Annotated in this window: 13 protein-coding genes; all 13 read right to left on the bottom strand. The window is 51.5% G+C overall.

The features are described from left to right. Nucleotide 1: 1 nt before the first annotated feature. A complete protein-coding gene (locus LVQ79_RS20320; protein WP_232866382.1) occupies nt 2-922 on the bottom strand; it encodes a D-alanine--D-alanine ligase in 921 nt (306 codons plus the stop codon). Then, nucleotides 915-2390 carry a UDP-N-acetylmuramate--L-alanine ligase gene (gene murC, locus LVQ79_RS20315; protein ID WP_232866381.1) on the bottom strand — a complete coding sequence of 492 codons (1476 nt, stop codon included), beginning with the start codon at nt 2388-2390 and terminating at the stop codon, nt 915-917. Before murC ends, LVQ79_RS20320 begins: the two co-directional genes overlap by 8 nt. Before the next feature lie 67 nt (nt 2391-2457). Then, nucleotides 2458-3525, bottom strand: coding sequence for an undecaprenyldiphospho-muramoylpentapeptide beta-N-acetylglucosaminyltransferase (gene murG / locus LVQ79_RS20310; RefSeq protein WP_232866379.1), 1068 nt, complete (start codon nt 3523-3525; stop codon nt 2458-2460). Continuing rightward, complete coding sequence (gene ftsW / locus LVQ79_RS20305) at nt 3522-4766, bottom strand: cell division protein FtsW (RefSeq protein WP_154151501.1); 1245 nt, start codon at nt 4764-4766, stop codon at nt 3522-3524. The genes murG and ftsW overlap by 4 nt, the downstream gene beginning before the upstream one ends. Beyond that, the gene (murD, locus tag LVQ79_RS20300; protein ID WP_232866377.1) at nt 4766-6082 is read right to left on the bottom strand and encodes a UDP-N-acetylmuramoyl-L-alanine--D-glutamate ligase; all 1317 of its coding nucleotides are present in this window, start codon (nt 6080-6082) and stop codon (nt 4766-4768) included. Before murD ends, ftsW begins: the two co-directional genes overlap by 1 nt. 2 nt (nt 6083-6084) lie before the next feature. After that, entirely contained in the window at nt 6085-7167 is a 1083-nt protein-coding gene (gene mraY / locus LVQ79_RS20295; RefSeq protein ID WP_034460947.1) for a phospho-N-acetylmuramoyl-pentapeptide-transferase, read from the bottom strand. Continuing rightward, nucleotides 7161-8519 (bottom strand): UDP-N-acetylmuramoyl-tripeptide--D-alanyl-D-alanine ligase, encoded by a 1359-nt coding sequence (gene murF / locus LVQ79_RS20290; RefSeq protein WP_232866374.1) that lies wholly within the window; start codon nt 8517-8519, stop codon nt 7161-7163. Before murF ends, mraY begins: the two co-directional genes overlap by 7 nt. Continuing rightward, on the bottom strand, nt 8516-10003 hold the full coding sequence (murE, locus tag LVQ79_RS20285) for a UDP-N-acetylmuramoyl-L-alanyl-D-glutamate--2,6-diaminopimelate ligase (RefSeq protein WP_232866372.1): 1488 nt from the start codon (nt 10001-10003) through the stop codon (nt 8516-8518). Before murE ends, murF begins: the two co-directional genes overlap by 4 nt. Then, the gene (locus LVQ79_RS20280; protein WP_064516179.1) at nt 9990-11756 is read right to left on the bottom strand and encodes a peptidoglycan glycosyltransferase FtsI; all 1767 of its coding nucleotides are present in this window, start codon (nt 11754-11756) and stop codon (nt 9990-9992) included. The genes murE and LVQ79_RS20280 overlap by 14 nt, the downstream gene beginning before the upstream one ends. 15 nt (nt 11757-11771) lie before the next feature. Further along, the gene (ftsL, locus tag LVQ79_RS20275) at nt 11772-12137 is read right to left on the bottom strand and encodes a cell division protein FtsL (RefSeq protein ID WP_134187112.1); all 366 of its coding nucleotides are present in this window, start codon (nt 12135-12137) and stop codon (nt 11772-11774) included. Then, complete coding sequence (gene rsmH / locus LVQ79_RS20270) at nt 12134-13075, bottom strand: 16S rRNA (cytosine(1402)-N(4))-methyltransferase RsmH (protein ID WP_064516175.1); 942 nt, start codon at nt 13073-13075, stop codon at nt 12134-12136. Before rsmH ends, ftsL begins: the two co-directional genes overlap by 4 nt. Nucleotides 13076-13078: 3 nt before the next feature. After that, nucleotides 13079-13537 carry a division/cell wall cluster transcriptional repressor MraZ gene (mraZ, locus tag LVQ79_RS20265; protein ID WP_064516173.1) on the bottom strand — a complete coding sequence of 153 codons (459 nt, stop codon included), beginning with the start codon at nt 13535-13537 and terminating at the stop codon, nt 13079-13081. Between the two features lie 564 nt (nt 13538-14101). After that, complete coding sequence (gene cra, locus LVQ79_RS20260) at nt 14102-15106, bottom strand: catabolite repressor/activator (protein WP_232866370.1); 1005 nt, start codon at nt 15104-15106, stop codon at nt 14102-14104. Nucleotides 15107-15127 lie beyond the last annotated feature (21 nt).

Raw genomic sequence — 15127 nt, 5'->3', positions numbered from 1 at the left:
ATCAGTCTGCCAACTCCAGAATACGCACTACCAGTTGAGAGAACGTCATACCTGCCTGACGTGCTGCCATTGGCACAAGACTATGGCTGGTCATACCCGGAGAGGTGTTAACCTCAAGCAGATAAAACTGACCGTCGCTATCTAGCATGACGTCTACGCGCCCCCAGCCACTGCAGCCCAAAACTTGCCAGGCTTGCAGCACTAAAGCCTGCAATTCTTGTTCGCGCTGCTCAATTAAACCGCTCGGGCAGAAATATTGTGTCTCATCAGAGAGATACTTCGCCTCATAATCATAGAAAATTCCAGCGGGTTGGATACGAATTGACGGTAATATTTCTTCGCCAAGAATCGCAACCGTGTACTCAGGGCCACTTAACCATTTCTCAATGAGCACTTCTTCGTCATGTTCGAAGGCTAATTCAAGCGCTGCAGGCAGTGCTGCAACGTTATCAACCTTAGACATACCAACGCTTGAGCCTTCACGGCTTGGCTTAACGATGACAGGCAGCCCTAAGCTTGCGATGCGTTCAACTGTAGTTGCACTAATGCCCGCTTCAACATCACGACGAGTTAACGCAACCCACGGAGCAACCGGTAAATCTGCACCTTTCCACAGCAATTTGGTACGCAATTTATCCATAGTGACAGCAGAAGCCATCACGCTGCTACCGGTGTACGGCAACTTTAAGAATTCCAGCAATCCTTGCAGCGTTCCGTCTTCCCCGCCACGACCATGTAAGGCAATAAAAACTTTGTCAAAACCCAGCGCTTTTAGCTCGGTCACTGGCGTGTTTTTAGGATCGACTTCGTGTGCATCAATTCCTGCTTCTCGAAGACCTGCAAGCACTGCAGCTCCTGATTGCAATGACACCTCACGTTCAGCGGAAGTACCGCCCAGCAGGACAGCGATTTTATCAGCCATGTTGGTCTCCTTCCTTAGTGTGGGGCTGCAATTTGAATTCAGCCAGGTTTCTGGCAACTTTTCCAACATTTCCCGCACCTTGCACCAGGATCAAGTCATTTCCCGACAAAACGGGTGCTAAAACGTCAGCGATCTGACTGGCATCAGGCACCAGAATCGGGTCCACTTTTCCGCGGCCACGAATGGTGCGGCAAAGTGAACGACTATCAGCACCGGGAATTGCAGCTTCGCCAGCAGAATAAACGTCCAGCATCAGCAATGAATCCACTTGCGACAATACGTTAGCAAAGTCATCGTACAAATCACGGGTACGAGTGAAACGGTGTGGCTGGAAAATCATGACCAGGTTTTTATCCGGCCAGCCCGCGCGCGCCGCCTTAATGGTTGCATCGACCTCTGTCGGATGGTGACCGTAGTCATCCACCAGCATTGCAGTACCTTCTTTGCCATTCACTTGCGCGAGTGGATACTCACCGAGGAAATCAAAGCGGCGGCCTGTCCCCTGGAAGCTTTCCAGGGCACGCAGAATATCGGCATCATCAATACCTTCTTCTGTGGCAACAGACACCGCAGCAGCCGCATTTAATGCATTGTGGCGGCCAGGTGCATTCAGGGTAACGTGCAACGCAGGTTTATCCTGACGCGAAATAGTGAAGTGGCCCTGAGCCCCTTTCTGCAGATAACTTTCAATGCGCACATCCGCATCTTCGCTAAAACCGTATGTAGTGATTTTGCGACCTACGCGCGGCAACAACTCGCGGATCACCGGATCATCGACACACATTACAGCTAAGCCGTAGAACGGTAAGTTGTGCAGGAAGTTAATAAACGTCTGCTTTAAGTTCTCGAAGTCACCCTGGTAAGTGTCCATGTGGTCAGCTTCGATATTCGTGACCACAGAAACCATTGGTTGCAGGTGTAGGAATGACGCATCACTCTCATCTGCTTCTGCAATCAGGTAACGGCTGTGACCTAAACGCGCATGTGTTCCTGCCGCTTTAACCAGGCCGCCATTCACAAAAGTAGGATCGAGGCCTGCTTCTGCATAAATACTAGAAATCATCGCCGTAGTGGTCGTTTTACCGTGCGTACCGGCAATCGCGATGCCATGGCGGAAACGCATCAGCTCGGCCAGCATTTCGGCACGACGAATAACGGGAATACGTGCTTCATGAGCTGCAACAATTTCCGGGTTATCCATAGAGATAGCTGTGGAAACCACCACAACGCTCGCATCAAGCACGTTTTCCGGGCGATGGTTGAAATAAATCGTGGCGCCCAGCGCCGACAACTGCTGAGTGACCGGGTTCGGAGCCAGATCAGACCCACTAATCTGGTAACCTTCGTTAGCTAAAACTTCGGCAATACCGCCCATACCAGCGCCGCCGATGCCAACAAAGTGAATGTGCCGGACGCGACGCATCTCGGGCACGATAGAACGCAGTTTCGCCAGTTGTTGTGTATTCATTCTCTAACCTGCAGCGTCAAACGCCATTACTTCAAATATTCATGGGCAACATAGCCACCCACAATGATTACGCCAGTGCTGCGGCGCTCACTTCTTTTGCTACCCGCTCTGTGGCATCAGGAATGGATACAGCACGCGCACGCTCGGCCATTGCCAATAACGTTGCTCTGTCCCACCCGGCGAGAGTTTGGGTAACGGCATCCACGGTAAACTGCGGTTGCTCCAGTATTTTTGCCGCTCCAGCTTTTTCCAACGGCAGCGCATTCCAGTATTGCTGCCGGTCTTTGTGCTGGAAGGGAACAAACAGTGCAGGTAACCCTGCGGCCGCGACTTCACTAACGGTTAATGCACCGGAGCGACAGACCACGACATCGGCCCACGCGTAAGCGGCGGCCATATCATCAATAAATTCGGTTACTTTATGCTGAGGCTGTCCTGCGTCGGCATAACCTTGCTTAACAAACTCTTCGCCACCTTTGCCACTCTGGTGCCAAATGGTGATGGCATCGCCCAGGCGACCTGCAACCTGCGGGATGGTCTGGTTCAGCACACGTGCGCCCTGAGAACCACCAACAACTAATACCCGCACAGGGCCTTCGCGCCCGGAAAAACGTTCTTGTGGCAATGGTAAAGCCAGCACATCCGTACGTACCGGGTTGCCCACTACGTCAGCATTTGGGAATGCGCCCGGAAATGCCTGCATCACTTTTTTAGCGATCCTGGACAGCCATTTGTTGGTCAACCCGGCAATACCGTTTTGCTCATGCAACACCACCGGAATACCCAGAGACCATGCCGCCAGACCACCTGGACCAGACACATAACCGCCCATGCCCAGAACCACATCCGGACGATAGGCCTTCATGATGGCCCGCGCTTGGCGCCAGGCATTGAAAATACGAACCGGCGCCAGCAACATTGCTTTCAGGCCTTTGCCACGCAAGCCAGAAATACGAATAAAATCGATCTCAATTCCATGCTTCGGAACTAAGTCAGCTTCCATACGATCGGGGGTTCCGAGCCAGCGTACTTGCCAGCCCTGAGCCATCAAGTGATGAGCAACTGCAAGACCCGGGAACACATGCCCGCCGGTCCCGCCTGCCATCACCATTAACCGCCGGGTTTGATTACTCATCGCACACCCTTCGTAAACGCCTGCGCTTTGGCCAGACGTGTTTCATGATCGATACGCAGCAACATCATGATTGCTGTAGACATAATTAATAGACTCGAACCACCGTAACTGATCAGTGGTAATGTCAGGCCTTTCGTTGGCAGCATACCCGCTGCTGCACCCACGTTTACCAGTGCCTGGAAACTAAACCAGACTCCAATTGAGCAACCTAAGAAGCCCGCAAAACGCTGGTCCATTTCTAATGCACGTTTGCCGATGGACATCGCACGAAAAGCCACGAAGAATACCATCAATAAAGCCAGTACCACACCGATATATCCCAGCTCTTCAGCGATAATCGAGAAGATGAAGTCGGTATGTGCTTCTGGTAAATACTCGAGTTTTTGAACTGAGTTACCTAAACCCTGCCCCCACAATTCGCCGCGTCCAAATGCCATCAGAGACTGTGTTAGCTGGTAACCACTACCAAACGGGTCATCCCATGGGTTCCAGAATGACGTTACGCGGCGGATACGATACGGTTCAGCCAGGATCAGCAGAATAACGGCTGAGATACCCATACCGATAATGGCCAGGAACTGCCAGAGTTTGGCTCCCGCAAGGAACAGCATCGCAAGCGTGGTAACAAACAGCACAACCACCGTACCAAGGTCAGGCTGCGCCAGCAGTAGCACGGCTAATACCAGAATAACGCCCATCGGCTTGAGGAAGCCGCGCAGGTTATTACGCACCTCATCAACCTTACGAACCAGATAGTTGGCGAGATAACAGAACAACGACAGTTTAGTGAATTCAGCTGGCTGAATACGCAACGGGCCGAAAGCAATCCAACGTGATGCACCGTTAACCGAGCTACCGACAACCAGTACAATCAAAAGCATAGCGATAGAGAGCAACAGCATTGCGGTACTGTGACGCTGCCAGAAATCCATCGGCAGGCGCAGTGTCACCATTGCCAGAGCAAACGCCAGAATGATGTATAACCCGTCGCGTTTCGCAAACAGGAAGGGATCATTGGCCAGGCGCTGCCCTACTGGCATAGATGCAGATGTCACCATAATGAAACCGACAGCTGCTAACCCGAAGGTCAGCCATAACAACGTGCGGTCATACATCACGATGTTATTGGAATCTGCTTCCTTGGTGCCCATCACCCAGCCTTTAAGCGCCGACCCCAGCCAGGCCAGGATGGCAAATCCAGGCACGCGAGGCATACGCAGGCGAGGGAGAGATAAGCGCATCAGCCAAGCTCCTTCGCAAGTAAGGTGAATTGGTCACCACGTTGCTCAAAGTTTTTGAACTGATCGAGGCTTGCACAAGCAGGGGAAAGCAGAACCATATCACCTGCCTTGATACGAGAAGCGATTAATTTCATCGCCTCTTCCATCGTTTCAGTTTGCTCAGCAACATCCGGACGCAATGCAGCAAGTTCAGCACCATCGCGGCCAAAACAGTAAAGACGAATTGCAGAGCCCTGCAGATATTGAGCAAGTGCAGAGAAATCAGCAGATTTGCCGTCGCCACCTAACAACAGATGTAGCGTACCCTCAACTTTCAAGCCATTTAGCGCCGCTTCAGTACTGCCAACATTGGTTGCCTTCGAATCGTTAATCCAGCGCACGCCGTTACGTTCCCAGGCAAGCTGGAAGCGATGAGCAAGGCCGGTAAATGTTGTAAGTGCTTTCAGGCTACTGGAACGCGGAAGTTTCACCGCATCGGCCAGCGCCAGCGCAGCAAGCGCGTTGGTGTAGTTATGACGACCAACCACTTTCATTTCTTTAGTGTTCAGTATTTTCTCGCCTTTCACCCGCAGCCAGGTATCGCCTTGCTGGTGGTTGAGATGATAGTCACCTACGTCGACGCCAAAGCTGATGCAGCGTTCATCTGCACCACGCACAGGCATCGTCAACGCATCATCGGCGTTGACTACACAAACAGCGGCGTTTTCATAAACACGTAATTTGGCTGCACGATACTGCTGCAAACCAAACGGATACCTGTCCATATGGTCTTCAGTGACGTTAAGAATCGTCGCTGCAGCAGCTTTCAGGCTAAAGGTGGTTTCCAACTGAAAGCTTGATAACTCAAGCACGTAAAGCTCACGATTTGGCTCCAGCAGCATTAACGCGGGTAGGCCGATATTTCCGCCGACACCCACATTCACACCAGCCGCTTTAGCCATTTCACCGACTAAAGTGGTGACGGTGCTTTTACCATTCGAGCCAGTAATCGCCACAATCGGCGCTTGTGCTTCACGGCAAAAGAGTTCGATATCACCCACAATCTCAACACCGGCATCAGCCGCACGGCTCAAAGCAGGATGGGCAATTGCGATACCAGGGCTGGCAACAATCAAGTCAGCCGCTAACAACCAGTCTTCGTTGAGTGAGCCAGTGTGTCGCTCCACCGCTTCGGGCAGTTTATCCAGACCCGGCGGTGAAATGCGGGTGTCCATCACACGTGGCGTAACACCACGCGCAAGGAAAAAGTCCACGCAAGACAGGCCCGTGAGGCCCAATCCGATAATGACGACATTTTTACCCTGGTAATCAGTCATAGTTAACGCACCTTCAGGGTAGCCAGGCCAATCAGGACCAGCATCAGCGAAATAATCCAGAAGCGCACAATAACTCGCGGCTCAGGCCAGCCTTTCAATTCGTAGTGGTGATGAATCGGAGCCATGCGGAAAATACGCTGTCCGCGCAATTTGAAGGAGCCAACCTGCAAGATGACCGACAGTGTTTCAACCACAAACACGCCACCCATAATCACTAACAAGAATTCCTGACGCAGCAACACAGCGATAGTTCCGAGTGCGCCACCAAGCGCCAGAGAACCTACGTCACCCATAAAGACTTGCGCCGGGTAGGTGTTGAACCACAAGAAGCCAAGCCCTGCACCGACAATCGCCGTACAGACGATGACCAGTTCCCCGGCATGGCGCAGGTATGGAATATGCAGATATTCAGCAAACTTAATGTTACCAGTCGCCCAGGCAACCAGCGCAAAACCTGATGCCACCAGCACAGTTGGCATAATTGCCAGCCCATCAAGGCCGTCTGTCAGGTTTACTGCGTTGCCAGTACCGACGATAACGAAGTACGCCAGTAGCACATAGAAAAGACCAAGCTGCGGCATTACGTCTTTAAAGAACGGCACAACCAGCTCGGTGGCTGGCGTTCCTTTTCCTACGCTGTACATCGTGAAAGCTACAGCCAGCGCGATAACCGACATCCAGAAGTATTTCCAGCGTGCAATCAGACCTTTAGTATCTTTACGCACCACTTTGCGGTAGTCATCGATAAAGCCAATCACCCCGTAACCAATCAGCACGAACAACACACACCAGACATAAGGATTTGATGGATATGCCCACATCAACACGGAGATAACGATAGAAGTGAGGATCATAATCCCGCCCATCGTTGGTGTACCGCGTTTGCTGAAGTGAGATTCCGGGCCGTCGTTACGCACAACCTGGCCGAAGGAGAGTTGCTGCAAACGAGCAATCATACGCGGCCCCATCCATAACGAGATGAACAGAGCAGTCAGCAGGCTGACAATGGCGCGAAACGTCAGATAGGAAAAGACGTTAAAGCCGGAATAATATTTGACCAAGTGTTCGGCCAGCCAAACTAACATGTTCCATTCTCCTGTAATGCGTGTACTACCTGTTCCATGGCGGCACTACGTGAACCCTTCACTAAAATGGTAATCATTGAATGCTCAGCGAGTAGCGCCCTCAGGCGCACAATTAAAGAAGGCTTATCGGTAAAATGTTCGCCAACTTCAGAGGCAGTACTGATTGTTTCGCTCAGTGTGCCCACGCTTAGTACGCAATCGATGCCTGACGCTTTTGCTGCTTCACCCACCTGACGATGGCACTCAATAGCCTCTGCACCCAACTCACCCATATCACCGACCACCATCACGCGATAACCCGGCATTTCAGACAGCACCTGTGCTGCAGCGGTCATCGACCCCACATTGGCGTTGTAACTGTCGTCGAGGAGCAGTTGGTTTTCAGAAAGTTGAATCGGGAACAGACGCCCAGGAACGGCTTTAAGGCCCGCCAGACCGGTTTTAACTGCTTCCAGAGAAGCCCCCACCGACATCGCAAGTGAGGCCGCAGCCAGCGCATTAGCAATGTTATGGCGACCAGGAAGTGGCAGCGTAACATCAACATCACCCGCTGGTGTTTTGATGGTGAAATCGGTGCCATGCGCGGTGATGTGCACATTGGTTGCAGTAAAATCACTACCTGTGGCATTAGGTGAAAAACGCCATACTTTGCGCTCACCAATCACTTCCTGCCAGTTCAGCCAATCATTGTTATCTGCGTTGAGAATAGCGATGCCGTTCTCAGGCAAACCAGTGAAGATTTCACCTTTTGCTTTCGCAACACCGGCAAGCGACCCAAACCCTTCCAGGTGTGCAGCTGCCAGGTTATTGACCAATGCAGCTTCCGGGCGTGTGAGATTCACAGTCCAGGCGATTTCACCCTGGTGATTCGCACCGAGCTCAATGACTGCATATTCATGTTCTGGCGTCATGCGTAACAACGTCATCGGCACGCCAATATCGTTATTCAAATTGCCAGCTGTATATAATGTGTTACCGCACTCACGCAAAATAGCGGCGGTCATCTCTTTTACAGAGGTTTTGCCGGAAGAACCGGTCAGCGCGACAATACGGGTTGGAACTTGCTGGCGCACCCAGGCTGCGAGTTCGCCAAATGCCTGATGCGTATCGGCGACTACAAGCTGTGGAACATTGATAGCTAACTTGCGGCTAACCAATAACGCTCCTGCCCCACCCTTCACGGCATCTTGCGCAAAGTCATGAGCATCAAAACGCTCACCTTTCAGTGCGACGAACAGACAGCCCGGCGTTAATTTGCGCGTGTCGGTAGTGACATCAATGATATCGGCGTCAGCACCATGCAACTCTCCCTTCAGGACAGTGGCAAGTTGGCTCAAGGAAACGCGGATCATGCCACAACCCCCAACAGACGGGCGACAGTGACACGGTCGGAGTAGTCCAGACGGCGCACACCCACAATTTGATAATCCTCATGACCCTTGCCGGCAACCAGAACCACATCGTTTTCTTTGGCTTGCATAATCGCGTTGGTCACAGCTTCGGCGCGGCCTGAAACCACATGCGCGCGGCCTGCATCCAACATGCCCACCAGGATATCGGCAACAATCGCTTTTGGCTCTTCAGTGCGAGGGTTGTCATCGGTAACAACAACAACATCGGCATACTGTTCAGCGATACCACCCATAATTGGGCGCTTACCTTTATCGCGATCGCCGCCGCAACCGAACACGCACCACAGCTTGCCGCTACAATGTAAACGCGCGGCTTGCAGGGCTTTTTCCAGCGCGTCCGGCGTATGGGCGTAATCCACCACAACCGTCGGCTTACCAGGAGCTGCGAAAACTTCCATGCGACCGCAAACCGGTTGCAGGCTCGGAGCCGTTTTCAGCAGTTCTTCGAGTGGGTAATCCAGCACTAACAGAGTGGCCAGCGCCAGCAGCAAGTTGCTAACGTTAAACGCGCCCATCAGGCGGCTTTCAATTTCGCCATCGCCCCATGAAGAGCTGAACTGGATAGTTGCTCCGCCATCGTGATAATGCACGTTGGTTGCTTTCAACCACCGTCCACGACAGCCGGGCTGCAAATTGTTTTCCATCGTAACGGCAACAGCGTCAGGCAAGCGCGCTAACCAATTGCGTCCGATTTCATCATCAGCATTAATGATTGCATTGCCGTAATCATGTTCGGAGAACAGCAACCATTTCGCAGCTTCATAGCCTGCCATATCACCATGGTAATCCAGGTGATCTCGGCTGAGATTGGTGAACACGCTGGCAGCGAATTTCAATGCGGAAACACGATGCTGAACCAGCCCGTGTGAGGAAACTTCCATCGCTGCAAAGCTCGCCCCTTCATCAGCCAGGGTCGCCAGTACGTGCTGCACGTCAACGGCAGAACCCGTGGTGTTTTCGGTCGGTTTCACATTGCCGAGTAAACCGTTGCCCACAGTACCCATAACGGCACTGGTTTCGCCTAATAACTGGCTCCACTGTGCTAGCAACTGAGCGGTAGTCGTTTTGCCATTTGTGCCCGTCACGCCAACCAGGCGTAATGCACTTGAGGGTTCGTTGTAAAAACGCCCTGCCAAAGCAGAAAGTCGTTGATGCAACTGGCTCAGATAAATAACCGGCACACCGTGCATTTCACGGATTTCACCATCTACTGCTTCGCCTTCAGCTTCAGCAACGATAGCGGCTACACCTTGCGCTATTGCCTGCGGGATATATCGACGCCCGTCCGCCTGATGACCGACTATAGCTACAAAAAGGTCGCCCGATGCCGCCACGCGGCTATCGAGTGTCATTTCTCGCAGAGCTCTCTCCGGCGCTTGTGGCACCCACGGAGCAAGAAGGTCGCGCAAATTACGATCTGCCACCTGATCCCTCATTTTGATTAATTACAAATTCACTTTTTTCACCTGTCGCCAGAGCATCCGGTTCGATATTCATGGTGCGCAGAACGCCGCCCATAATGGCACCGAACACAGGTGCAGAGACGGCACCACCGTAATACTTCCCTGCTTGTGGGTCGTTAATCACCACAACCAGCGCAAATCGAGGGTTACTTGCTGGCGCTACGCCCGCGGTGTAAGCAATGTATTTGTTGACGTATTTTCCGTCCGGCCCGACTTTTTTCGCCGTACCGGTCTTAATTGCAATGCGGTAGCCTTTGATGGCCGCTTTAACGCCACCACCACCAGGCAATGCCACACTTTCCATCATATGAACGACGGTACGAACCAACTGTTCAGGGAAGATACGTTCACCTGGAACAGGGGGATCAACCTTCGTAATTGACAGTGGGCGATACACACCGTAGCTGCCAATCGTTGCGTAGACTCGCGCTAACTGTAACGGGGTTACCATTAGCCCGTAGCCGAAAGAGAAGGTGGCCCTCTCTATGTCAGACCACCGTTGTTTTTGCGGATATAAGCCACTGCGTTCTCCGACCAGCCCCAAGTTGGTCGCTTTTCCCAATCCAAAACGTGAGTAAGTATCTACCAACGCTGAGGAGGGCATCGCTAACGCCAGTTTAGAAACCCCGACGTTACTCGACTTCTGTAGCACCCCGGTAAGGGTCAATTCGCTGTAGCGCGCCACATCTTTGATCTCATGACCATTAATGCGGTACGGCACGGTATTCAGAACGGTATTTTCACGTACCACGCCACGTTGCAGCGCAGTCATGACCACCATCGGTTTCACTGTAGAACCCGGCTCGAAAACGTCCGTAATGGTACGGTTACGCATCACGTCTTTCGGGGTTCCACTTAAATTATTTGGGTTATAGGATGGGCTGTTTGCCATCGCTAAAACTTCGCCAGTGCTCACATCAACCAGCACCGCACTGCCCGATTCCGCTTTGTTGAAGGCCACAGCATTGTTTAGCTCGCGATAAACCAACGCCTGTAAGCGCTCATCAATACTCAACGCGAGGTTATGAGCGGCCTGACTATCGGTTGAAGAAATATCTTCAATGACGCGCCCGAAACGGTCTTTACGCACGACGCGCTCGCCCGGTTGGCCGGTCAGCCATTTGTCGAAGCTTTTTTCAACGCCCTCGATACCCTGGCTATCCACGTTAGTGAAGCCAATAAGGTGAGCGGTTACTTCGCCTGAAGGGTAGTAACGGCGAGATTCCTGGCGTAAATGAATACCGGGAAGTTTCAGTTTTTTGATGTAATCGCCAATATCAGGGTTAACCTGACGGGCGAGATAAATAAATCGGCCTTTCGGGTTGCTGTTAACACGGGAAGCCAGTTGATCAAGAGGGATTTTCAGAGCATCCGCCAGCGCTTTCCAGCGGTTATCCAGCGTAATACCACCTGCATCATGCAGCTCTTTCGGATCGGCCCAAATCGCATTCACCGGCACGCTTACTGCCAATGGGCGACCAGCGCGATCGCTAATCATGCCACGAGAAGTAGAGACTTCCTGCACACGCAAAGAGCGCATGTCTCCCTGGCGAACCAGCATATCTGGCGCAATGATTTGCAGCCAGGCAACGCGCCCCAGCAAGAAAACCAGCGCCAGCAAAATGCAACCGCAAAGCAACGCAAAACGCCAACTTACAAAGTTGGCCTGTTCTTCCTGGCGTTTCGGTTTAAGCGTTTTTGCCGCTGCTCTCATCTGCCACGCGATTCCTTATTGCTGAACTACAATGTTTTCCTGCGATGGGTCAACATGCTGCAATTGCAGCTTTTCCGTTGCGACCCGCTCCACCCGGCTATGATCGCCCAGTGCATTTTCTTCCAAAATCAGATTTCGCCATTCGATATCCAGCGCATCACGTTCCACAACCATTTGCTCACGCTGAGCGGTGAGCAGTCGGGTGTGGTGAGCGGTAGTCACAACAAAAATGGCGGTAACGATAATGGCGGTGAACAAGATCAGCGGTAGTTTCCCATGACGCAACAAATCACCACCAATCACTGTTGGTAGAGCATGCCGCTCGCCACTGCTCAACTGGCCAGTAACTTTATTCAGGGCTTCTGCCACTCTGCTGATCATGCGTTCGTCCTTTCAGCGATGCGCAGAACCGAACTACGCGCACGCGGGTTTTCCGCCACTTCTTCATCGCCTGGCATCATTTTGCCAATTGATTTTAAATATCTGCCACCAAGCTTATTCAACTGGGCTTCAGTCATTGGGATACCGGCCGGAACCTGTGGTCCACGGGTGTTTTCACGCATAAAGCGCTTAACAATTCGGTCTTCCAGAGAGTGGAAACTGATAATTGACAGGCGGCCACCCGTTGCGAGCGTTTCAATCGAGCCTTTCAGTGCCTTTTCGATCTCATCAAGTTCGCTGTTGATCCAGATACGAATAGCCTGGAAAGTACGCGTGGCCGGGTGTTTGAATTTGTCTTTAACCGGCATTGCTGCAGCTACAACCGTCGCAAGTTCTTTAGTGCGTGTCATTGGCTGTTCGCGGTTGCGCTCGATAATGGCACGCGCAATACGTTTGCCAAACTTTTCTTCACCGAAGGTTTTAATCACCCAGGCGATATCTGCTTCTTCAGCACTGAGCAACCATTCCGCAGCTGACTGGCCACGAGTCGGGTCCATACGCATATCCAACGGGCCATCACGCATAAACGAGAAGCCGCGTTCTGCATCATCAAGTTGCGGTGAAGAGACGCCAAGATCCAACAGGATGCCGTCAATTTTGCCCAGCAAGTCGCGTTCGCGTGCGTATTCAGCTAATTCAGAGAAAGGCCCATGAATGATAGAGAAGCGCGGATCATCAATTGCCCTGGCAGCCTCAATCGCTTGAGGATCTCGGTCGATTGCCAGCAGGCGCCCTTCTGGTCCCAGTTGGGAAAGAATCAGGCGAGAGTGACCACCGCGGCCAAACGTGCCATCAATGTAGATGCCATCCTGACGAATGTTGAGACCATTCACGGCCTCATCAAGCAGGACTGAAGTATGTTTAAAATTTTCCATCATTATTTATAGTGACAAGTCCTGCAGACGGTCCGACAAGGTGGTTGTCGTAGCCTGCTCAGCGTCGATGTCTTCCTTGACCTGTTGATGCCAGGTCGTTTCATCCCACAGTTCAAACTTATTGAACTGCCCAACCAGCATCACTTCTTTGGTTAGCCCGGCGTATTGGCGTAAAACAGGTGCTAGCAATAATCGCCCGGCGCTATCCATCTGACATTCACTGGCATGCCCCAGTAATAATCGCTGCACGCGACGTTCAACAGGGTTCATGCTCGACAGACGAGCTAGCTTTTGTTCAATAATTTCCCACTCGGGAAGGGTATAAAGCAGCAGGCATGGGTGATGGATGTCGATGGTACAAACCATCTGACCTTCAGAGGTTTCGACAAGCGCATCCCGGTAACGGGTAGGTACGGCAAGCCGCCCTTTGCTGTCGAGATTGACTAATGTTGCCCCACGGAACATGCCAGCCTCACCCTTAAATTCCCCTTTCCACCACTTTGACCCACAAAATCCCACCTAAAGGAGTTTACGGAGCGGAGGAAAACCTTGTCAAGCAAGCTACAACGCTGATGGAAATAATTTTCATCTCCTAAGCGATTGATAAATGACTGGCGTGAAAAGGCGCTACATCCACGATGCAAAATTAACGTTATGAATATTTGAAAGAAAAAAGATCAATAAGCATAAATATCGTTAAATCGACTGAAAACCTGCAAGGTAAAATATGAAGTGTTCAGTTTGCGACGCGGTCGGCATTTTAAGGTATTTCTCTGCAGGATAACAGCGCCAGATGCAGGCGAAACGCGGGCTGCGGGTTAGTTTGAAGGGGCACTGAGAACTATTGTTTAATTATCGGGCACTTTTACACACTGCTATGTAACAAAATAATTCAGAAGAAGGAATTATATCGATTCTGGAATTAAGAGAAGTGTCTATTATCAATGAAAAATAATTACCTGAATAACTAAGGTAAATAAAACGAGATTATTCTTAATTAAGAATGGCAGCCGTAACTGCCATCTCTTGTTAGTGCCGACTTAAACTGCCACGGCGATATAGATTACGACGAATACGTGTTAATCCAGGCTTAGGTTTACGTGGCTCATCGAGGCTTGCCAATACCAATTCCAGTACTCGTTCCGCTACATCACGGTGGCGCTGCGCAACAGCCAATACTGGACATTGCAGGAAATCAAGCAACTCATTGTCACCGAAAGTCGCAATTGCTAACTCTGACGGCAAATGCCCTTCACGGCGCAATGTTACATCCATAACACCTTGTAATAATGCAAAAGACGTCGTGTATAGAGCCTGCGGCATTGGGTGAGTTTCCAACCACTTGTCAAAAAGCTGCGCTGCGGCTTCACGCTCATAACTGTTGGCATATAAGAAGTGTACTTCACGTGGATCATCTTTCCACGCGGTGCGGAAACCTTGTTCGCGCAAGTAGCTAACTGATAGCTCCGGCAATGCGCCAAGATAAAGAACCGTTTCAGCAGGGAAAGTACGCAGCTCACTGGCCAGCATTTCCGCATCTTCCTGGTCTGCACCGACTACGCTAATGAAATTTTCGCGATCTAATGCACGATCGAGCGCGATGATTGGAAAAGGGTCGTTCGCCCAGCGTTGATAGAATGGATGTTCAGGCTGCAGTGACGTTGAAACAATGATCGCATCAACCTGACGTTGTAGCAGGTGCTCAATACAACGCATTTCATTATCAGGCTGGTCTTCCGAGCACGCGATAAGCAACTGATATCCACGCTGACGAGCCTGGCGCTCCAGATAGTTGGCGATACGGGTGTAGCTTGTGTTCTCAAGGTCTGGAATAACTAATCCGATAGAACGCGTGCGCCCGGCACGCAATCCTGCAGCCACAGCATTCGGGTGGTAGTTATGTTCGCGTACAACTGCCATGACTTTCTCAACGGTCTTATCGCTAACGCGATACTGTTTTGCCTTACCGTTGATGACGTAGCTCGCCGTAGTGCGCGAAACTCCAGCCAGGCGCGCGATTTCATCCAATTTCACAGTAGCCCCTTATTTAGGATT

Source organism: Buttiauxella cochleicola, assembly GCF_021282405.1.
Lineage (GTDB): Bacteria > Pseudomonadota > Gammaproteobacteria > Enterobacterales > Enterobacteriaceae > Buttiauxella > Buttiauxella massiliensis.
The sequence above is the reverse complement of the archived record's forward strand: the minus strand, read 5'-3'. Positions and strand labels throughout refer to the sequence as shown.

Coding starts and splice junctions, on each gene's coding strand:
- LVQ79_RS20320 (WP_232866382.1), bottom strand. CDS start 922: ATGGCTGATAAAATCGCTGTCCTGCTGGGCGGTACTTCCGCTGAACGT.
- murC (WP_232866381.1), bottom strand. CDS start 2,390: ATGAATACACAACAACTGGCGAAACTGCGTTCTATCGTGCCCGAGATG.
- murG (WP_232866379.1), bottom strand. CDS start 3,525: ATGAGTAATCAAACCCGGCGGTTAATGGTGATGGCAGGCGGGACCGGC.
- ftsW (WP_154151501.1), bottom strand. CDS start 4,766: ATGCGCTTATCTCTCCCTCGCCTGCGTATGCCTCGCGTGCCTGGATTT.
- murD (WP_232866377.1), bottom strand. CDS start 6,082: ATGACTGATTACCAGGGTAAAAATGTCGTCATTATCGGATTGGGCCTC.
- mraY (WP_034460947.1), bottom strand. CDS start 7,167: ATGTTAGTTTGGCTGGCCGAACACTTGGTCAAATATTATTCCGGCTTT.
- murF (WP_232866374.1), bottom strand. CDS start 8,519: ATGATCCGCGTTTCCTTGAGCCAACTTGCCACTGTCCTGAAGGGAGAG.
- LVQ79_RS20280 (WP_064516179.1), bottom strand. CDS start 11,756: ATGAGAGCAGCGGCAAAAACGCTTAAACCGAAACGCCAGGAAGAACAG.
- ftsL (WP_134187112.1), bottom strand. CDS start 12,137: ATGATCAGCAGAGTGGCAGAAGCCCTGAATAAAGTTACTGGCCAGTTG.
- rsmH (WP_064516175.1), bottom strand. CDS start 13,075: ATGATGGAAAATTTTAAACATACTTCAGTCCTGCTTGATGAGGCCGTG.
- mraZ (WP_064516173.1), bottom strand. CDS start 13,537: ATGTTCCGTGGGGCAACATTAGTCAATCTCGACAGCAAAGGGCGGCTT.